The following is a 20,376-nucleotide window of genomic DNA, read 5'->3' as shown; positions in this document are numbered from 1 at the left end:
TCATATTGCCTAAACCTGTGAATGCTAGTTGGTTCACAGGTTTTTGTTTTTTTAGCGAGCCACCTTTGCTTAGAAATCAGCTATAATAAAAGGATAGATGTTAACAGCCCAATTCGAGGTGCCGATCATGATTCTGAGTACCAAACTTCATATCCCGCAACGGCGCGATGACCTTGTTGAGCGAGCGGCGATCACCGAGCTGCTGAATAAAGGATTACAGCGCAAATACACATCCATAACGGCTCCCGGAGGGTACGGCAAAACAACAGCTTTGAGCCAGTGGCTGCAGCAGTCCGCCATACCTGCCGTATGGATTTCCTTGGGTCCTCAAGATAATGATCTGATTGTATTTTGGAGCTATACGATCGCCGCGATCAATAGTAAGAAACCCCAATTTGCGGAAGCGGTTACTCCGTTTCTGCCCTCCTTAAAGTCGGGAGCGTTTGAACCCTTCATCTCAGCTATGATTCGCGAAATTGATAGCTATTCGGATGAATTGGTCTTGATTTGGGACGATTATCACGTGATTGATCTTGCTCCCGTCCAGGCTTCGGTGGCTTATTTTCTCGCTTACTTGCCTGCACACATCCACCTCTATGTAACAAGCCGGGCTGAAATGCCCTTTCCTACGGCCAGGCTGCAGACAACAGGTCAAATGGTCAAAATCACGATTCAGGAGCTGCGCTTTCAACATGCGGAGGGAATTCGTTATTTTCAGGATTGCATGGGATTATCCTTGTCGGGAGACAAGATTGCTGATCTGGTTGATCGCACGGAAGGATGGATCAGCGGGCTGTATCTCGCGGCCATTTCGCTGCAACGAAACGGCAATTATGCGGATTTTATCCGTGCCTTCAGCGGGGAGCACCGCAGCATTTCGGATTATTTGTTTCAGGAGGTTTTTAGTCTCCAGTCGAGCGACGTTCAGTCCTTTCTCTTGGAAACTTCGATTGTAGACAGGATAAGTGGCCCGTTGTGTGAAGCCGTTACCGGACAAGCGAATTGTCAGGAGCTGCTGGAAATGCTGGAACAACATAATCTGTTTATTGTTTCATTGGATGACCACCGTGAATGGTATCGCTATCATCATTTGTTTTCTGATTTTTTACGCAGGCTTTTCCGTCAGAGGTATGCGGGACAATCGAAGGCGTTGCATGTCAAGGCAGCTCATTGGTTGGAGGAGCACGGATTTTTGGAAGAGGCGGTTGAGCAACTGTTTGTGGACGGGTATCATCACGAAGCAAGTGCTTTGATTGAAAAGCATCTGCAAGACTTGCGTGTGAAAAGAGGGGTGCTTTACCGATGGCTAAGTGGGCTACCGGAGTCCTGCTTGGCAGAGAAGCCGGGCATCCAGTTTCTTTATGTTAAGGTGATGGTGGAAGCGGGCCAAATGGAGTTGGCACAAGCCAGACTTCGTCAAATGGAGGACAAGCTGTCGGATCCCGAATGGAAAGAGTACGTTGGAACGGTGCTTTATTTGTCCTCGGCGGTTTCTTTTTATCGGAAAGACATGGGGAAATTGGATGAATATATGGAGATGTTTGACCGGCATATGCCAGAAGGCAGCTACATTCAGATGATTGAGGGGAATTCATATTCCATTAATTTCGATACGCAATTGAGTTTTATTAATGATTTGCATGAGGCGGAGCGATACTTTTCTAAATGGGTTAAGAGATGGGAGAACAGACAAGAGTATCCGTTTGTTGGCTTTTACTACGTTACGTACAGCTTGCTGTTATATGAGCAGAACCGCTTGGCAGAGGCTGAAGTTTACGTGGAAAGGGTGCTGCAGACAAAGTGTATACAGCCCTATGGCCTTATTTTATTTGGCGCCGCTGCGGTTGCTGTGCGAATTTATCAGGCCAAAGGAGATACAGCCAAAGCGTTTGATCTGCTGGAACGGCTCCCATCGAAAATTCATTCCCCGGATAAAAGTATCTTCATTCGCAAGATAGCATCCGAGAAGGCGTATTTGTCGCTGATGAGCGGTTCTTTCGATGCGGGGTGGCTGCAAACAAGCGGCATCCAATATACCGATACGGCTCCGTTTGCTTCGATCAGGGAATATCTTCACTTGGCTCGAGCGTTAATGGCATGTGGCAGAGAGAACGACGCTTTGCAGCTGCTTGAGATCATGTATCGTTTTGTCGATGAAGAAGATCGGCTGTGGGATAAGGTAAAGGTGGTTGTCCTGCAAAGTATGGCTTTTTATCAAAAAGAGGATATGACGAGCGCTGTTATGAAGCTGGAGGCGGCACTCCAATTGGCAGAACCGGGGACATACATCCGCAGTTTTGTGGATGAAGGGGCCAAGATGGCGGAACTGTTACGTGAATATATCCAGCAAAGACAGACCAATGCTAGCCGTAAGTCTGCGAGCGTAATATACGCCAGAGAATTGCTCCTTCTAATGTCGGATCCTAAGAATGAAAATGAAAGTTCGGGAACTCTTATTACGAAACAGGAATTAAAAATATTACGAATGATTGACATGGGCCTGTCCAATAAACAAATTGCGGAACAACTTCAAATTACAGCCGAAACGGTCAAGAGCCATCTGAAAAGTATGTATAGAAAACTTCATGTGAACAGCAGGGAACAGGCACTGCAGCAAGGAAGGGAATTCCAATGGTTGTAGAAGCTATTTACCATAATTTCAGAAAATCATGATTATACAATACATATTATCATCATGTATATCCCCCATTATTTTAAATTCACTCCCCCAGCAATGGGGGATTTTTTTATTGGGCCGAAAGTCATAGAATTAGGACAAAAGTATGCATTATTCGACAAGAATAGCCAGTAGATGCGGGTTCGGTCGAATCACTCAGTCGTGCTTGCAGAGTATCTAAGGGGCTAGAAAAATAAAAAGGAGAGGTGCCGAAGAAGATGAATAACGTAAATACCATGAAGAGAGTAGCAGCCATGCTGATGAGTTTCATGCTACTTGTCCTTCCGGTGATGCAGATCGTTCTGGGAGGAAGTGTTGCCTATGCTACACCTGAAACCAAGGTGTGGACGGACGTCACGAAATCAGGGGGATTTTGGAATCCATATGGTGTGGCCTTGGGTGGTGATGGCACGTTGTATGTAACGGATAGGGATAGTAATAGAATTAAAAAAATGCCTAGTGGAGGCAACGCTTGGCAGGATATCACCAATGCAGGAGGATTCGACAATCCTAACGGTATCGCGGTGGACAGTAATGGTACGGTGTATGTCTCGGATGGCAGGAATAAAAAAATTAAGAAGCTTTCTAGCGGTGGCAGCGCCTGGCAGGACATCCCCAATGAACAACAATACGAATTCAACATTCCGACGGGCATCGCAGTGGGCAGTGACGGCACAGTTTATGTTGCGGACCCTGGCTATAACCAAATTAAAAAACGGACGAGCGGAGGCAGCGCCTGGGAGGACGTCACCTATTCAGGGAGTCCGGTAGGCATGGCCCTAGGCAGTGACGGCACGTTGTATGTGACGGATCGCTATTATCATCAAATTAGAAAACTGGTGAGCGGAAGCAGCACCTGGGAAGACATCACCCATTCAGGAGGGTTCGATAATCCTGATGGTATAGCCGTAGACAGTGACGGCACGATTTATGTGTCGGATGGTACGACTGGGCAAATTAAAAAACTGCCGAGTGGAGGAAGCGTCTGGGAGGATATCACAGGTTCAGGAGCATTTAACACCCCGGCTAGTCTAGCAGCAGGCAGTGACGGCACGTTGTATGCGGTGGATTCGCGTAATTACAAAATTAAAAAATGGTCCTCCGGCTACCTTGTAAGCTTTGACAGCAGGGGAGGGACAAGCATTAACGCTCAGCCCGTAGCCAAAGACGGTTATGCAGCAGAACCGGCTGCGAGCAAGGCATACAGCACGTTGGAAGGGTGGTATAGTGACAGCGCGCTGACGCAACCCTTTAACTTTGCAACAACAGCAATTACAGCGAACATCACGCTATATGCAAAGTGGGATACAAGCATTTGGGTAGATATCACCAAATCGGGAGACTTTAATAATCCTAGTGGCGTCGCGGTAGGCAGTGACGGCACAGTGTATGTGACGGACAGAACTAATCGCAAAATCAAAAAATTATCGAACACCGGCAGCACCTCGGCCTGGGAGGACATTACCAATTCGCAGACGTTTTACTCCCCAAGCGGTATAGCCGTAGGCAGCGACGGTGCGGTCTATGTCGCAGATGCTGGCATTGGTCAAATTAAGAAACTGCCGAGCGGAGCGAGTGCCTGGGAAGACATCACCCTTTCAGGGGGATTCAACTTTCCGGGGGGGATAGCCGTAGATCGTTATGGCACGTTGTATGTGGCGGATACGATGCATAACCAAATTAAAAAACTTCCAAGTGGAGGGAGCACCTGGGCGGACATTACCTTTGCAGGGGACTTTCAATATCCAGCGGGTATAGCTGTAGACAATGACGACACAGTGTATGTGGCGGATACGTATCATAGCCAAATAAAAAAACTGCCCAACGGAGCGAGTGACTGGGAGGATATCACCAAATCGGGAACCTTTTCCTTTCCAACGGGTATCGCCGCAGGTAGTAACGGTACCGTATACGTGGTAGATTCTGAAGATAACCGCCAAGTTAAAAAGCTATTGAGTGGAGGCAGTTCCTGGAAGGACATCACTAATTCAGGAGGATTCTACTATCCTAATGGTATCGCAGTAGGCAGTGACGGTACGTTGTATGTACCGGATACTAGTAATTTCATAAGAAAACAATCACATGCGTATACAGTAAACTTCGTTACCAACGATGCGTGGTGGACAGCGGGGGATCAAATTGTAATCCATAATGATCTTGCCACAGAGCCAACTGTACCGACGAGAACGGGTTACTCGTTCGAGGGGTGGTACAGCTCAAGTCAATTTAGCGGAGCTCCCTTTGATGTTGCGACAACCGCCATTACTTCTGATCATGTGCTGTATGCGAAGTGGGTCATGACAGCAGCAGCAGTAAACATCGAGGCGCCAGTGTTCGACGCAACTCCGCAGGATGCAACTGCGATAGAGGAAGCAACAGCCAATGTTGATTACACAGTCACACATGTAACTTGGAATGAACCTTTAACAACGGACGGCAAATTTAAGAGGGGCCAAAGCTATACGGCAACGGTTGAACTAACATCCAAGAATGCAAAGGAATTCCAAGCCGTTGCATTCACCCCGACAGTAGATGAAGCATCTGAGGTAGGATCTACAATTACAACGGGTACGGGCGTAGGCAACACCGTGACGTTTACGGTAGCTTTTTCAGCAACGGAAATACCGATAGGAACTGCAGCAATAGCTGGAATAACACCGCCAGTTACGGGAGCAGTGCCGGTATCCGCCATCCCAGCAACAAGTGAATATACAGCAACGGTAGCATGGTCGCCGTCTGACGCCGTATTCGCTCCAAATACCAGCTACACAGCCAGCATAACAATCACACCTAATGAGGGGTACACCTTAATAGGGATTGGTGACAACTTCTTTACAGTAGCCGGAGCAACCTCTGTAACCACGGATGTCGACACGGGCGTCGTAACCGCTGTTTTTCCAGCAACTGCACCCTTAAACAATAACGCGCTGCTCGCTAACTTAACCGTTGATCAAGGCGCATTGACATTTTCATCGTTGCAGGGTACGTATTCGGTAGATGTCCCGAACGCGATTACAAGTCTCCATGTGGCAGCAACCAAAGCGGAAGTGAGTCAAACGCTTGCAGTTACGGGTGCTGTGTACATGACGGCAACGGGCAATGTTTATACTTACCAGGCATCGAACCTGACGGTAGGGGCTAATGGGATTCGTATCGTGGTGATCTCCGAGGATCAAACACAAAACACGTATAACTTAACGGTTAACCGTTTAAGTAACAACGCCGAGCTAAGCGAATTAGCACTGTCGGGCATTGGGCTAACTCCGGCGTTCGTCTCTGGGACCACGACGTATACAGCTAATGTGGCGAATGAAGTTTCCAGCACGACCGTAACGCCAACCGTATCGGAGAGCCAAGGAAGGGTAACTGTGAACGGAACATCGGTTGCAAGTGGCGGGACAAGTGATGTCATTCCTTTGAATGTTGGAAGTAACACGATTACCTTGGTAGTGACAGCACAGGATGACACAACGAAAACCTACACGGTTACGATAACGCGTGCAGAGAGGCTATCCAACTACGCCGATCTGAGTGGATTAACTTTGTCAGGCGTTAACCTAATTCCAGCGTTCGCCTCCGGAACGACAGCGTACACAGCCAATGTGGCGAATGAGGTTTCCAGCACGACCGTAACGCCAACCGTATCGGAGAGCCATGCAAGGGTAGCTGTGAACGGAACTGCGGTTGCAAGTGGCGGGACAAGTGATGTCATTCCTTTGATTGTTGGAAGTAACACGATCACCTTGGTAGTGACAGCACAGGATGGCACAACGAAAACCTACACGGTTACAATAACTCGTGCAAACGCTGGTGGAGGTGGTGGGCCATCAGGAGGGTCAGGTGGATCAGGATCATCAGGATCATCTTCAACAGGTACCTACACGGATGGTAAACTAACGCTCCCAGCAGGCGATAAGGGCGAGGTTAGTTTGAATCAAGAGGTTACAGTCTCGATTCCGGCAGGCGCTACGAGTCGGGAACTCAAAGTAACAATTACCAAAGTATTAGAAGCGCAAGCACTTCTAACCAACCAAAAGGCTCTTGCTAGCCCGGTTTTTGAGATCGTAAAGAACTTCTCAGAGAACTTTATTAAACCAATCACACTGACGTTTGTATTTGATAAGTCCAAATTGAGCGGTGACCAAACCGTATCCGTATTTTATTTTGATGAAGCGAAAAAGGAATGGGTGAAGGTTCCCGGCGGTAAGATTAACGAGGGCAAGATTACCGTAGAGGTTAATCATTTTACCAAATATGCCGTTTTTGCTGTGGGTCAAGGCGCGACTGTACCTCCAACAGACATCATACCATCCATTCATTTCAGCGATATATCTGGACATTGGGCTGAGGCGAGTATCAAGCAAGCGGTAAACCTTGGGATTGTTAACGGCTATCCTGATGGTACGTTTAAGCCTAATAAAACCGTAACACGCGCGGAATTTGCGGTTATGCTAATGAATACGCTCAAGCCGCAAGGAAATGGAGCCGAACTGACGTTTACGGATAAAGGAAAGATCGGAACATGGGCGCAGAAATCGGTTGCGCAAGCGGTACAAGCAGGCATCATTACAGGCTATGAAGATAGCACATTCCGACCAGATGCCGAAATCTCACGTTCGGAGATGGCCGTGATGATCGCCAAAGCGCTGGGACAATCCGTTGAAGCTGCAACAGCAACAGGTTTTGCGGACGACAAAGACATTCCAGACTGGGCGAAAGGTGCAGTTGGAGCCATGAAAAAGCTGAGTATGATCGAAGGTAAAGGCTCGAATACATTTGCTCCGGGTGATAAAACGACACGAGCAGAGTCAGTAACGGTGCTATTAAAGTTGGCGCAAAAGGTTGAGTAAAGGAATCAAGAAAATGATTATTCCCCCGGTCATCAAGGTGACCGGGGTTTAATTTTATGAGAGCTAGAAATGAAGATATATAAGCGGCAGACTAAAACTCTATTTTCTGGCATGTCATTCAATTACATCACTGCTTCTCGTAACCCAAAAAAGCATAAATACGAGCGAAAACAGTACAATAACCGGCGCAGCGTACTGAATTAGAAAGTTTTCCATAAGTTTAACTTCCTTTCTTTATTAATTTGCCTTGTACATAATCGGCATCAAATAGAAATAGACGCATGAGTAAAAAGAGTGATGGGACTAGAATAACGATTCCAGCGATAAAGGCGATAACCAGTGCAGTCCCCATCGTTTGATTTGTGAAATTTTCATGGATGGTGATGTAGGGAAATAAAATATACGGTAAATGGGCTTTACCATAACCAAAAAAGGCAAAAGCAAATTGCAGCAGCACAAATATGAATGAAGTACCCAACTTCCGTTGCTTCCAAAGGAGAAAGACTGCAATCAAGAAACATAGGAACGATGTTCCAAACATCCAGCCATGGGAAAGCATGTTGCTAAAATGCTCCGGGTTTTGTTGATTGATCGTGAAAAAAACAAGAAAACTTGCAAGAATCGTTGGCCCACTCCAAAAAAGGGCGTACCCACGTAAGATTTTAAATGCGGGCCTATCTTCTGCTCTGTATGCATAATACGAAAGAAACATGGAAGAAATGTAAAGAACACTGACCAACGACAGTAAAATGACGGACCAGGTATAGGGACTGCCGAGCAGCCTTTGCCAATTAAGCAGGATCAATCCATTTTGCTCACTAATGATGCCACCTTCTGAAATAGTAAGTACCGTAGAGAGGGTTGCAGGGATGAGCAAGCCAGTTGCTCCATAGATGAGCATATACCATTTGTTATCCTTCGAACCGTAGTTGCTGAAGGCATAGTAGGCTCCTCGAATGGCAAGCAATATGATGGCTATACTGCCTGGAACGAGAAGCGCGGTACCATAATAACGTGCTGTTTCCGGGAAGAATCCGACCATTCCGATGTAGAAAAAAACCAAAAAGACATTCGTTACCTCCCAGACTGGAGAAAGATAACGCTCAATAATTTTATGAATGATATGCTGTTTCATTGTAATGACAGAATAATAACTGAAGAAACCTGCACCGAAGTCAATGGATGCCACGATTAAATACCCGTATAAAAAAATCCATAAAACCGTAATTCCTATTACTTCAAGACTCATTTCTTTGTCCTCCCTCCGAAAATGCCAAGAGCCATTAATTCGTCTGCGACATCGCTTTTTCTAAAGAGTTTGGATAACACTTTGACTGCGGTGAGTGCTAGTACGATATAAAGGAAACAAAATAGCAATAGCATCAAATCCACGTCTTGAGAGGTAGTTGCCGCATCTGCAACTTTTAAATACCCACGTAAAATCCATGGTTGACGACCAACTTCAGCGTAAAACCATCCACATTGAATACCAAGCATAGAAAGAGGCCCGCAAGCAACTATAATCGCTAATAGCCATTTAGGATAAGGTTTAACGGATCGTTTTCTTGTGTACCACAAATGAAGAATAGCAACAACAATCACGAACATACCTATACCTACCATAGCATCGAAAAAGTAATGAACGTATAGAGGAGGACGAAGATCAGGGGGGATCTCATTAAGCCCCTTTACTTCAGATCCAGGATTACCTCCTGCTAAAATGCTAAGCGCGTATGGAATTTTTAAAGCATATTTAATTTCATTCCTATCAGTCAAAATACCACCTAGTACAAGCGGCGCATTGGCCGTGGTTTCGAAATGCCACTCCGCTGCAGCAAGTTTTTCAGGCTGATTTTGAGCTAGGAACTTTGCGGATAAATCACCAATAAGTGCTGTAGTCACAGCAAATACAAGGCCGGCGGTGACAGTCAATTTTAATGCCTTTTTAGCATATAAGACGTCATCTTTTTTCTTGAGAAGAGAGTAGGCTGCGATAGCTGCCAAGATAAATGCGCTTGTCATATAAGCAGAGGAGAGCACATGCGCTACTTTGGTTGGCATAGAAGGGTTAAACATAGCCAATATCGGTTGTACATTCGTAATTAAGCCGTCTTTCAGTGAAAATCCTTGAGGAGTATTCATAAATGCATTTACAGTAGTTATAAAAAAAGCTGAAGCGGAGGAGCCGATGACAACAGGCACGAGTAGAAGGAGATGATGCATTGGTTTTAATCGTTCCCATGTATATAAGTAAATACCTAGGAATATAGCTTCAATGAAAAAAGCAAACGTTTCTAGAAATAATGGAAGCGCAATGGCCTGTCCGGCAATTTGCATAAAGGTAGGCCACAATAAACTGAGTTGAAGGCCAATTGCTGTACCGGTAACCACGCCAATAGCAACGGTGATAACGAAACCACGGGCCCATCTTCGTGCTAATAATGTGTAGTAGGGGTCTTTGTGTTTAATGCCAGCGAGCTCAGCCAACATGATCATGACGGGAACACCAACGCCGATTGTGGCGAAAATGATGTGAAACGCCAATGTGGTCTCTGTTAGTAACCGGCTATAAAACACGGAATCGTAGGTAGGCATGTGAAATCATCTCCTTTTCGTTTATCTAGGTTAAAAAAGTTTGCGAATAAATGAAACCAACATGACAAAAGCAACACTGAACATGAGGTACATTAATCGCTTTTCATGCTTTCGAAATGGGTCCAAGTTGTATCACCCTCTGGTAAATTTTATTTGGTTATGGAAATAGTGTACTCCATTGTATGTGATTATTTTCACATAATCTGTGAATACGAATTGAACAAAGTTTTACAACTTTACTAACGGAAAATTGAACGTTATAAGAACAAATTGATATATGAAATCCTGAAAATATACGAAAAGAACCGAGTCGTTGTTACTTAATAAACAACGACTCGGTTCTTTATTATTTTAAATTTTGCATTCCGCATGTTGTATATTCGAAGTTTCAATTTGAAAAGTTGTATGCTGTATTTTAAATTTCTTTTCTATTTCATGAATGGCTGACTGTAGAATAATCTGACTATCTTTTGAATCATCAATTAGAATATGGCAACTCAGAGAGTCAAGACCTGATGTAATTGTCCATACATGCATATCGTGAACGTTAATAACTCCGTCAATGCTCTCTAGTGTCTTTTTAACTAGATCGGTATCAATTGTTACCGGTGTGCCCTCCATTAGTATGTGTATGGCGGTGCGAATAACTCCCCATGCGCTTTTTAGGATAAGAAGAGAGACGATTACACTGATAATAGGATCGGCAATGTACCAGCCGAAGAAAAGCATTAATAGTCCTGCAAGAATAGCACCAACTGAGCCTAGGGCATCTCCAATTACGTGTAAATAAGCGCTCCGAACATTGATGTTGTCCTTCACATCACTTTGTCTCATCAATGCCCAAACGCTCAACAGATTGGCTAGGAGTCCGACTAAGGCAATTAATATCATAGATCCACTGGAAACAGTAGGTGGATCAAAGAACCGCGCTATAGCTTCTTTTATAATAAAAGCAGCTATGATGAATAAGGCTAATCCATTGAACAACGCGGCTAAAATTTCAAACCTGTAGTAACCGAACGATTTCCGCGGAGAAGCTGGCCGGTTTGCGAACCACATAGCCACTAAGCTTAATGCCAAGGATACGGCATCACTCAACATATGGCCTGAGTCCGAAAGAAGAGCTAAGCTATTTGTAATTAAGCCTCCAAAAAACTCCACGAACATGATACCGCTTGTAATAATGAGAGCAATGGCTAATCCTTTTTTATTATTGGGTGCATGACTATGCCCAAGTCCATGCCCATGATTGTGGTCATGATGGCTGTGTTCATGATCAGAATGGTTATGTCCCTGTTCATGATGTGTGTGACTGTGATTATGCATCTAAACCCCTCCTACAACATATGATCAAGTATTCATATGTTATTATATTTGAAAAAAAATGAAATGGCAATAATATGGAGAGATCTTGGTCAGTAGTATTTCCAATTTCACAATATACATAGGATTTCTGTTATAATGAATGTAAATCGTAAGTTTTATCATCAGAAAGTGAGAATGTTTATGGAAGATATGTTGCCTAAAACCGTACAAGATCAATGTGATGACACTTGTAATGGAACTTCAAATATTGATGTCTTAAAGGATCAATTAATAAATGATCAAACTGTTAACGGGTTAGCTGAAGTATTCAAAGCCCTCGGGGATCCGACCAGATTGAAAATCATTCATACCCTATTGAATAAAGAGTTATGTGTTCACGATATTGTACAAATTCTAGGAATGGGCCAGTCCGCGGTATCACATCAACTCAGATATCTACGAAATCTTAGAATTGTTAAACGCCGTAAAGTTGGAAAGACCGTTTATTATTCCTTGGATGATGAACATATTGAGCAAATTTTTGTGCAGATGCTTCAGCACGTGAAACACAACTAAAGGGGAATAACGAGTTAAATGAAAAAAATAGGGTATCGCATGCAAGAAGAGGGAGTTAGTCGTTTTCTGGGATCCCTGGAAACTTTGATTATGGAGTTAATGTGGGATTCGGGAGACTGGTTAAATGTGCAGCAGCTTCGTGAAAGTTTGAAGTCAGAACATGACTACTCTGTGACCACAATCATGACGGTATTAAATAGATTATCCGAAAAAGGGCTCTTGGTTAAGATGGCCTCAGGTCGAGGGCGAAATAAGCTTGCTCAATTTAAGGTTGTTACTACCAGAGAAGATTTTATTTTGGAGCAAACCAGAAATGTTACAGAGGGGCTTATTAAAGATTTTGGGGAAGTAGTTGTTGCACACATGATTGATGTTATGGAAGAAATAGATCCGCATTTATTGAAGAAAGTAGAGCATATGCTCCAAGAGGCAAAAATGAGGAATAGTGATGAAGAAAATAAATCAAGCTAATCTTGCATTTGTATTATTTTCAGTGATTACATCAGCCTTGTTTGTTTTATTGATTTGGTCACTATGTCATCAACTTAAGGATATTACTTGGATACCTAATGTAACACATATCTTGATAAACTTTTGGCATGACTTTCGTTTTAGACACTCTGTTGGGGAGTCTTTGTTAACAGTAGTTTTCTTATATACCTTTATCACACTTTTGTTTGTTGTAATAAAGGATTTGTATAAGCATTACAAATGGAATAATTTTATCAAGCATCAAACAGAAAAAGCACTGACTATACAATTTAACCATAAGTATGGCGATTTAGGCTATCCAATTCAGGTGGTTGTCGATAGGGAACCATTTGCTCTAACTTCTGGCATTTTGAAGCAGCAGATCGTTATTTCAACCAGGCTTATCGAATCATTATCAGAAAATGAAACAAAGGCTGTTCTTGCTCATGAAGCTTATCATTGTCTCAACGGACATCCCTTTAAGAAATGGGTTTTGAGGCGTTTAGCTCAAGTAATGAGATATTTCCCAATATTAAAGGGATTATCTTTTTATTACTCCATATGGATAGAGCTTCTGGCAGATCGATATGCCATAGAGCTTATGAGGAATAAAACATATCTTGCCTCAGCAATTTTGAAAATGATTAATCATTCAGCGAGTCGTGGAACAAGAAATTTAGTTGTAACAGCTGATTTTGCGACTACTGCAATAAATTATCGTTTAAAGCAACTATTAGATCTTCAAGAGAATCTTCATGTTGTATATTTTTCAAAAAGAGCTTTCTGGTCATCGATAGTGGTTGGAGTAGTTTTCACATCTATCGTCATATATAGTTGTATCTAAAACGTGGAGATCATCCACGTTTTTTTGTTTACAGGCAACTTAAATCTCTTTTCATTCACTAAAAGTGAACATATTAGCACATATTCATTTATCGTGTTGACAGGGGTATCTGGGTATCATACAGTTAAAACTATGAATCGTAGTTTTTTTTGAAATATTGAGATGTGACTAATGGAGATGAGCAGCCGTAGAGTGGCATGAGGAAATTGATGTTCAAACCGAAAATATTCAGGATCATTAATAACCAGTGTAAGGGGAATACAAATGCTTTTTCATTTCCATGGGATATTAGATTGGAGAAAAATAAGGAACAGTGCCATGATTATTCTCGGACTACTGCTCGTTATTTTTACTTTAGATAGGATAATTGGATTTTCTACGATTCAAAGAGTCTATGCATACGTCGTGCCGTTTTCCTTGCATGTATTAATTTCTATCTTTCTGAAAGGGAAAGAATCATGGCTTTTGGGTGGAATGTTAGGAACACTAATTTCTATGGTTATCCTGGTCATTTATTTTATAATCTCATAATAAAGCATTTGGAGGGTATATATGGTAATCGCTGAAAATAAGGTGTTTTCTAAACTACCAATCATAACTGTAGGATTGTTGCTCTGTCTAACGATATTTTTTACTAAACCTGCATTTGCTCATACGGGGTTAGAAAGTTCCACTCCTAAAGCAGGAGCAGAAATTACCGAGCCTCTGCAAGAAATTACTTTAACATTTGAAGGTAAACTTGAGAACTTAAGTACATTTAAATTGTTTGATAGCCATAAACAAGAGATTAAGGCGAATGTTACGCTTAAAGAGAAACTAATGACAGGGAAGTTGAGTCAACCGCTGTCTAACGGCAGCTATGAGGTACAATGGACAATTGTTGGTGAGGATGGCCACCCCATTCAAGGTAAGTATACTTTTACTGTAAAAAATGCGGCGGATAAACAACCTCAGCCTGAGGTAACAGTTACTCCCGCAGCCTCTGCGACAGTCGAGCCTTCAACATCGCCTTCAAGCACGCCAATCCCAGTCAAGGTATCAGAGTCTAAAGCAGCTACTTCAAATAACTACTGGATCTGGATTGCAGTAGGGGTAATCCTGATTGCACTTGTAGTTCTGTCGGTTACTAGGAGGAAAAAGTAATTGATTTACATTTTTTCAGAAGCTCTGCTCTACATCTGCTTTGCTATGCTAACAGGAGCAAGTATACTTGCTCTTGTTCCAGAGAATAGAAAGCCGAAATATTACATATCAGAGAACGTGCTAACTTGGATTTTAGTGGGGATTGTTGTGTTGTCATCCCTTCAAATCATAAAGCTCATAATCTTTTATAAAACGGCTCTAAATTACGAACTCTCTTATCTCACTTTCACAGTTCTGGGGGATTATAATGTAGGCAAGGCTTGGTTCATTACCGTCATTGTTGCAATGGCAATCATTTATTGTCTTGGCCTAAAGCAAGATTCTAAATTTATAAGATATAAGTGGGGCGTAATACCCGTATTAACAGGTATTTTGTTAATCACTTTCGGATACGCCAGTCACTCAGCTTCTATTTATGGTTGGACTGGTTTTGTTTCTCATGCGGCTCATTTTATCGCTGCAATGGTTTGGATTGGTGTGATGATCGTAATCGGATGGTTTACGACCGAAATTCGTAATTGGAAAACATTCTTGAAGTGGTTTACACCGATGGCCATCGTTTGTGTACTCGTTACAATTGTGGCTGGTCTACTATTAATGAGCAAACTCTCGCCACAGTATGTAAGCTCCTGGATAACTTCGTATGGTCAAGCAATGTTGATCAAACACTTATTGATAGTCCCAATAATTGTGTTAGGTTTTATCAATGGATTCTTAATGCGCAAAGGAACTGCCGGAACATTGTCTTGGCTAAAGGTAGAGAGTATTGTTGTTATCTTCTTGTTAGCGGTAACAGCATTTATGGGACAGCAAGCACCTCCTCATGATGATCTAAAGGAGTTACTTGATGAGGAACCGCCTTCATCCTTGTTTATGTCTGTAACTGGTTACAGCTTAAAACAAGGGATAGAACTACAAATCGTCCCGAACTTAGTTAGTATATGTCTTGTCGCTATTGCAATAATTTTATTAACTGCCGGGCTGTTTTGGGGATGGAGAAATAAAAATCCAAAGTGGGCTTTAGTCTCAGCACTGCTTTTTGTTATTTGTGGATATATGGCTTTAATGTTTGCTGTATGATAGAAGGGCATTCGCTGTGCGCTGATCAAAAGAACCCCAAGGAGAAATTCCCAGGGGTTCTTTAATTTTTAGCGTTGTAGCCGTCCAAGTTTATCTATAATGGAATGAAGTTTTGTATCCTTTTTTACTGCCTTCACAAATTCAGGCGGCAAATTCACGAACTTTTTGTTGATAATGTCGTAAAGTTTGTCCTCCGGCTCATCAAGGAACAATGGATACATGATGAAATCCTTAATGTTACCAGTCGCAAGAACAGCCTCATTCATGAGTGCATCAACTAAAATGCGTATATCGGAAACTTTTGGATAGTCTTTGAATTTATACCCAGGAATATTTAGAAGAGGGCGAATAGGCTCGCTTCGGATAAAATTTGAGAAAATTCTTAATTCGGTCTCTAAATCCATAGAGAAAGATTGGTCTATTCTGTTGGAATTCGTTTCTAGAATCTCCTCAATAATTTTCCGTTTCTTTTCTTTCAAAGTCTGCATTTGGACGCGAAGTTCTCGCTCAACCTCTTTACTAATAACTATTTTGGCTGTTTTCTGAGTTGCTTCTAACAATACTTTTTCCCAAAACTCAGTAGCGCTTTTCCGATAGTCTTGTTGGTCTTTAGCATCATTTATGAGGTAACAGAACAAATTTGTATCTGGATGGTAGATGATAGTTTCGGGAGGTGACATGGGATTAACTATTTCCTTTTCTCTTTCTATTCTGTTGTTTCTTCTATCGGACCTTTATCGGACCAAAGTTTCAGTGCCAGCTTGGCTACACGCTGAGAACTTCCAAATTCCTCTTCTCGCTCTTGTAGAAATTTTTTCCAGTTAGGAAATGTTTTGAACTGGTCTGACTCAATTCTCCACGAGCTGTTTTCACCAGCAACTTGGTGACTTTTATAGGTGCCGCTTGCGCAATGGCGTCGTACAACTTGAGGTACGAGACCAGTTAGTTTCGAAACATCACGAACAGACAGGTATTCAGGGGCTTCAAGTTCTTCTTCCATCAAGTTAGGGTAATCAAGTTGAAGCGTGTTAACTATCTCTTCTACTGCCCTTACGTCGTTATCAGTGAGCTTTTCAACCTCTACCACTCTCATTTGTTCAGCGATCAGAGCTCTTCTAAGCATAAGAATTTTGGCCAGACTTATCCTCGATTCGGTATCAAGTATCCGCTCTGTGCTGTCCGGCAGCGTAACCTGGTTAAGAACATTTGGCATATTAATCATCCTCCATCACCTACATCGTATCATAAATTTTCCCAGAACTAAAGGAATAAATGGAACCTTTCGAACTTGTTTTAAAACAGTCTATGCAATTTCAACTAAAATATACGCAATATCTTAAATAAATTTTTCGCTCAACTTAAAAACAATGAGAATAATGTATATATCAGATTAGCGAATAGATTTACATTGCTGTGAAAGTTCGAAAGAAAAAGAAAAAACTTCAGGTACAGGACCTGAAGTCAATGATTTTACGTTGAAATTGTAGTAAATAGCAGGCACTTTATTTAACACTTACCATCACGGCTACGTATGTTACTGCCGCAAGAATTGTGCCCAGAGAGATAACAGGGAGCGAAGTTCTTTGCCTTTTAATAAATAGGAAGAGCATTGTAAAAACTAATAGGGTGGCTAAAAGCAGGAGTACTACACTCCATAAATTAACCCCTATTTTAACGATATAATCAAATGGCAGTGGGTGGAACATGGTAAACAAACTAGATGGTTGTGTCAGCTTAATTGTATTTTCAATACTTAATTCATGAGGAGGATTCTGTTGTCCCATTACAGATGTAGCGGATAAAACTAGAATCGCGGAAATGCTCTCAATTCTCAGCCAAGGTTTGGGATCATAATTAGGATTAAGATTAAATTTGCGTTTCGTAAGGAAGCCATTCATAAAAGCTATTACTAAAAGCGGAATAATGAATACGTGTTTAATTAACAGTGTTTGTCCGTAAGTTATCATCCAAGAATTTAAATACTCAGGAACTATAAATTTCATAAGAATAAGTCCTGCTGCAATCGTAATTGTTACACAAACCAAAGCTACAGGGCTAAACCATTTAAAAAAGGCCTTCCAGTGTTCATTATCTTTCGAGAACCAAGTTACCACAAATAAAACCCCGATCCAAACCGAGACAGCTATGAAGTGCGAGCTATGTGTAATAAATCCTTTTAGTGCATAGTTAGAAGCACAATGACTAGCCCAGCCGAAAGCACCAATTAAACCAATTGTGAAAATAATACTTATTGCCTCAACTAGAGGTTCTCTTTTGTTTCCACGTAGTACCCGAATAAAAATTAAAGCCATGGAGAAGAAGAGGGTATACAGCCATGCGTTGCCTAATTTAAAGTCAAGAAGAACACCTTTACCTATGACCCAATAGCTTTCTCCAAAGTCCTTTGCGAAAAAATCGATGATCTTAAACACTGGAGCAAAGGATAGGAGGGCAACTCCACTAATACATAAAAGAATTAACCAGTTAGGCACTTCAATTCTTGGCCGCTTATTCGGAGGAACCAGGTTTAAAATTTGCTCTCCGACAATGATACAGAAACAGAGGTATAGTAAAGTCTCAGATATATAAATCATGTTCTCCTTTTAAAAAAACTATGTACAATGTTATTTTTTAAATCCATTATAGCGTACTAATATGTTTGGGAGCCTATGAAATTAATACGATTTATTGAACTTATAGTACAACGACATGAAAGTACCTGCAATGAAACCTTGTTAAATCAAGGTTTTTTTCTTTTGTAAGGATATTCTTGTCGTTTTTTTAGCGACAAGAAACTCCCTGGATAACATGCCAATGACAAGAAACTCCCTAGAAAGCGTCCAAAGTGAATAGCAATGAAAATAGTTAATATTTAAAGTTCCCTTTTATAATTATGAATAGAAAAAAGATCATTGTATTAGTACTTAGATATGGTCATTACAACTTTCCATTTATTAACTTGGTAAATAATAATAAAAAATTATACATGTATGTTATAGGAGTGAAAGGATTACATGAGTACCATTGATGGGTTTCTCCTAAATTTTATTTATGAAATAACCGAATAAGCGTCGAGATTTCTACGATGGATTCTTTTTGCCCATTTTTAATCCACATCACCCAAATTTCAAAAACGCCTGCACTCATAAAGTCTATCCAGTAGTTTCGTTTAGCTCCCGTCCAGTCCGGAAAGGGAATAATCTCATCATAAAGCTGAGCAACGTGAGATTTGAAAATTTGATAAAACAGCCCGATATAATCGCCTTCGATCGCCATGTGAAAATCCTTGGAAAGGTCAAGAAAAAAGCTCGTTAGATCGGCTATTTTCTGTTCATGGCTTTTTTGAATGGCGATTTTATTAAATATATCCGCGAATTTAGGTTCGTAGTATTCCTTCAAAACTTGTTCAAGGTTTTCAAAATTTCTATAGAATCCCATTCGACTGACGCCGGCTTTTTTGACGACTTCTGAAACGGTTAGTTTTGACAGTCGATTGGTCTTTAAAAGCTCGAGCAACGCAAAAGCAATCCATTCTTTAGTGTCTTTCTTTATGTTTTGGGCGTGTTCCGTCGCTGCCATTACACTTCCTCCATTTTGTCACAGATGTTTGTCTTCCACTTGTTTTAGAGAATATTCAGCTTTAAAATAGTGTACAACTGTTACAAGTGTAACGTCAATGAGAGGAGCATTCACGATGGCGGAGAGTAACAAGCCCTTAGTTCTTGTGACCGGCGGTTCAGGATTTATCGCGGTTCATATTATGTTGAAATTACTCGAGCAAGGTTATAGTGTTCGGGCATCGCTTCGTACCATGAGTAGACAAGATGAAGTAAGAGATATGCTAAGGTCAGGCGGAGTTACCTGTTTTGAAGGCCTGTCGTTTATTCAAGCGGATTTATCTAATGATCATAATTGGGGCGATGCTGTTAAAGGAACGGAATATGTCATTCATGTTGCTTCCCCGACGCCCAATAAAGTGTATAAAGACGAGAATGAAATGATTCAACCCGCACGCGATGGCGTTTTGCGCGTGCTAAGAGCCGCGCGTGATGCGGGAGTCAAACGAGTTGTTTTAACCTCCGCTTTCGGAGCGATTGGCGTGGGCCACAAGAATCATAAAGGACCTTTCACCGAAAAAGATTGGTCGAATACGGACGCGAACATTCATCCCTATCAAAAATCCAAAACCATTGCCGAAAAGGCGGCCTGGGAATTTATTCGCCAAGAAGGAAACGGTTTAGAACTGGCAACGGTAAATCCAGTTGGCGTGATGGGACCGATCTTAGGCAATGATTATTCTCATTCAAACAGTAGCATTCGTCAGATGCTGGAAAGAAATCAAAAGTATGTCCCTAAAATTTATTCCGATTATGTAGATGTTCGTGATGTTGCCGATTTGCATCTTTTGGCCATGTTGCGTCCCGAAGCAAATGGAGAGCGTTTCATCGCCTCTAGCGCAGAGACGTTGTCGATGTTGGATATTGCGAATATTTTAAGAAAACATTTGGGCGAAGACGCTAAAAACGCGCCAAAAGGTGAACTTCCAAATATTATGGTTCGTGCGATCTCGATCTTCAAACCACACTTAAGAATGATAGCAACACTCCTGGGACAAGATATGTCAACTAGCAATCAAAAGGCCAAACGTTTACTTGGATGGACACCGCGTTCGGCGGAAGAAGCCATAGCTGCTACAGGAAAGAGCATGATAAAGATCATTAAAGAGCACAAGAAGTCGTAAAAAATATAATGAATAAAACTTCTCGAAATTTATTAAGTAGTGATCATTTAAGAGGCGTTTATGAGTCACCAAAAGGCACCCGATCGGGCCTCGA

At 41.9% G+C, this 20,376-nt stretch carries 16 protein-coding genes; 8 read left to right on the top strand and 8 right to left on the bottom strand.

Going from position 1 to position 20,376, the window contains the following annotated elements:
• The first annotated feature begins 97 nt into the window (after window positions 1-97).
• Window positions 98-2,641: a winged helix-turn-helix domain-containing protein gene (locus GON05_RS02045; RefSeq protein ID WP_221435195.1), complete on the top strand. Its 2,544-nt coding sequence runs from the start codon at window positions 98-100 to the stop codon at window positions 2,639-2,641.
• Between the two features lie 272 nt (window positions 2,642-2,913).
• Window positions 2,914-7,527 (top strand): cadherin-like beta sandwich domain-containing protein, encoded by a 4,614-nt coding sequence (locus GON05_RS02040; RefSeq protein WP_185157181.1) that lies wholly within the window; start codon window positions 2,914-2,916, stop codon window positions 7,525-7,527.
• A 114-nt stretch (window positions 7,528-7,641) separates the two neighbouring features.
• On the opposite strand, the gene cydS is transcribed toward GON05_RS02040, so the two are convergent.
• The 4 genes from cydS to GON05_RS02025 form a co-directional block, all read right to left on the bottom strand.
• Window positions 7,642-7,743, bottom strand: coding sequence for a cytochrome bd oxidase small subunit CydS family protein (cydS, locus tag GON05_RS40040; RefSeq protein WP_397368827.1), 102 nt, complete (start codon window positions 7,741-7,743; stop codon window positions 7,642-7,644).
• A 4-nt stretch (window positions 7,744-7,747) separates the two neighbouring features.
• A complete protein-coding gene (locus GON05_RS02035) occupies window positions 7,748-8,776 on the bottom strand; it encodes a cytochrome d ubiquinol oxidase subunit II (RefSeq protein ID WP_157317585.1) in 1,029 nt (342 codons plus the stop codon).
• On the bottom strand, window positions 8,773-10,122 hold the full coding sequence (locus tag GON05_RS02030; protein ID WP_157317584.1) for a cytochrome ubiquinol oxidase subunit I: 1,350 nt from the start codon (window positions 10,120-10,122) through the stop codon (window positions 8,773-8,775). The genes GON05_RS02035 and GON05_RS02030 overlap by 4 nt, the downstream gene beginning before the upstream one ends.
• Window positions 10,123-10,473: 351 nt before the next feature.
• The gene (locus GON05_RS02025; RefSeq protein ID WP_157317583.1) at window positions 10,474-11,448 is read right to left on the bottom strand and encodes a cation diffusion facilitator family transporter; all 975 of its coding nucleotides are present in this window, start codon (window positions 11,446-11,448) and stop codon (window positions 10,474-10,476) included.
• A 189-nt stretch (window positions 11,449-11,637) separates the two neighbouring features.
• Between GON05_RS02025 and GON05_RS02020 the strand changes: the two genes are divergently transcribed.
• From GON05_RS02020 to GON05_RS02000, 5 genes are all read left to right on the top strand, one after another.
• A complete protein-coding gene (locus tag GON05_RS02020; RefSeq protein WP_157317614.1) occupies window positions 11,638-12,003 on the top strand; it encodes an ArsR/SmtB family transcription factor in 366 nt (121 codons plus the stop codon).
• 18 nt (window positions 12,004-12,021) lie between these two features.
• Entirely contained in the window at window positions 12,022-12,474 is a 453-nt protein-coding gene (locus GON05_RS02015) for a BlaI/MecI/CopY family transcriptional regulator (protein ID WP_157317582.1), read from the top strand.
• Window positions 12,452-13,318, top strand: coding sequence for a M56 family metallopeptidase (locus tag GON05_RS02010; RefSeq protein ID WP_157317581.1), 867 nt, complete (start codon window positions 12,452-12,454; stop codon window positions 13,316-13,318). The genes GON05_RS02015 and GON05_RS02010 overlap by 23 nt, the downstream gene beginning before the upstream one ends.
• A 552-nt stretch (window positions 13,319-13,870) precedes the next feature.
• Window positions 13,871-14,461 (top strand): copper resistance CopC family protein, encoded by a 591-nt coding sequence (locus GON05_RS02005; RefSeq protein WP_157317580.1) that lies wholly within the window; start codon window positions 13,871-13,873, stop codon window positions 14,459-14,461.
• On the top strand, window positions 14,462-15,541 hold the full coding sequence (locus GON05_RS02000; protein WP_157317579.1) for a copper resistance D family protein: 1,080 nt from the start codon (window positions 14,462-14,464) through the stop codon (window positions 15,539-15,541).
• 68 nt (window positions 15,542-15,609) lie between these two features.
• Here the strand turns inward: GON05_RS02000 and GON05_RS01995 are convergent, their stop codons facing one another.
• From GON05_RS01995 to GON05_RS01980, 4 genes are all read right to left on the bottom strand, one after another.
• Entirely contained in the window at window positions 15,610-16,221 is a 612-nt protein-coding gene (locus GON05_RS01995; RefSeq protein ID WP_157317578.1) for a PIN domain-containing protein, read from the bottom strand.
• 26 nt (window positions 16,222-16,247) lie between these two features.
• Window positions 16,248-16,754: a hypothetical protein gene (locus GON05_RS01990; protein WP_157317577.1), complete on the bottom strand. Its 507-nt coding sequence runs from the start codon at window positions 16,752-16,754 to the stop codon at window positions 16,248-16,250.
• A 289-nt stretch (window positions 16,755-17,043) separates the two neighbouring features.
• A complete protein-coding gene (locus GON05_RS01985; RefSeq protein ID WP_185157180.1) occupies window positions 17,044-17,973 on the bottom strand; it encodes a CopD family protein in 930 nt (309 codons plus the stop codon).
• A 613-nt stretch (window positions 17,974-18,586) separates the two neighbouring features.
• Complete coding sequence (locus tag GON05_RS01980; protein ID WP_127457920.1) at window positions 18,587-19,120, bottom strand: TetR/AcrR family transcriptional regulator; 534 nt, start codon at window positions 19,118-19,120, stop codon at window positions 18,587-18,589.
• 115 nt (window positions 19,121-19,235) lie between these two features.
• On the opposite strand from GON05_RS01980, the gene GON05_RS01975 reads away from it, so the two are divergent.
• Window positions 19,236-20,282, top strand: a complete 1,047-nt coding sequence (locus tag GON05_RS01975; RefSeq protein ID WP_157317575.1) for an SDR family oxidoreductase — start codon at window positions 19,236-19,238, stop codon at window positions 20,280-20,282.
• Window positions 20,283-20,376: the final 94 nt, after the last annotated feature.

This window comes from Paenibacillus anseongensis, from assembly GCF_009757995.1.
Lineage (GTDB): Bacteria > Bacillota > Bacilli > Paenibacillales > NBRC-103111 > Paenibacillus_E > Paenibacillus_E chondroitinus.
Note: the sequence above shows the minus strand (reverse complement) of the source record. Positions and strands in the feature narration are given on the sequence as shown.

Excerpts from the sequence above, each read along its gene's own strand:
- GON05_RS02045 (WP_221435195.1), top strand. The coding sequence starts at position 98 with ATGTTAACAGCCCAATTCGAGGTGCCGATCATGATTCTGAGTACCAAA.
- GON05_RS02040 (WP_185157181.1), top strand. The coding sequence starts at position 2,914 with ATGAAGAGAGTAGCAGCCATGCTGATGAGTTTCATGCTACTTGTCCTT.
- cydS (WP_397368827.1), bottom strand. The coding sequence starts at position 7,743 with ATGGAAAACTTTCTAATTCAGTACGCTGCGCCGGTTATTGTACTGTTT.
- GON05_RS02035 (WP_157317585.1), bottom strand. The coding sequence starts at position 8,776 with ATGAGTCTTGAAGTAATAGGAATTACGGTTTTATGGATTTTTTTATAC.
- GON05_RS02030 (WP_157317584.1), bottom strand. The coding sequence starts at position 10,122 with ATGCCTACCTACGATTCCGTGTTTTATAGCCGGTTACTAACAGAGACC.
- GON05_RS02025 (WP_157317583.1), bottom strand. The coding sequence starts at position 11,448 with ATGCATAATCACAGTCACACACATCATGAACAGGGACATAACCATTCT.
- GON05_RS02020 (WP_157317614.1), top strand. The coding sequence starts at position 11,638 with ATGTTGCCTAAAACCGTACAAGATCAATGTGATGACACTTGTAATGGA.
- GON05_RS02015 (WP_157317582.1), top strand. The coding sequence starts at position 12,022 with ATGAAAAAAATAGGGTATCGCATGCAAGAAGAGGGAGTTAGTCGTTTT.
- GON05_RS02010 (WP_157317581.1), top strand. The coding sequence starts at position 12,452 with ATGAAGAAAATAAATCAAGCTAATCTTGCATTTGTATTATTTTCAGTG.
- GON05_RS02005 (WP_157317580.1), top strand. The coding sequence starts at position 13,871 with ATGGTAATCGCTGAAAATAAGGTGTTTTCTAAACTACCAATCATAACT.
- GON05_RS01995 (WP_157317578.1), bottom strand. The coding sequence starts at position 16,221 with ATGTCACCTCCCGAAACTATCATCTACCATCCAGATACAAATTTGTTC.
- GON05_RS01990 (WP_157317577.1), bottom strand. The coding sequence starts at position 16,754 with ATGCCAAATGTTCTTAACCAGGTTACGCTGCCGGACAGCACAGAGCGG.
- GON05_RS01980 (WP_127457920.1), bottom strand. The coding sequence starts at position 19,120 with ATGGCAGCGACGGAACACGCCCAAAACATAAAGAAAGACACTAAAGAA.
- GON05_RS01975 (WP_157317575.1), top strand. The coding sequence starts at position 19,236 with ATGGCGGAGAGTAACAAGCCCTTAGTTCTTGTGACCGGCGGTTCAGGA.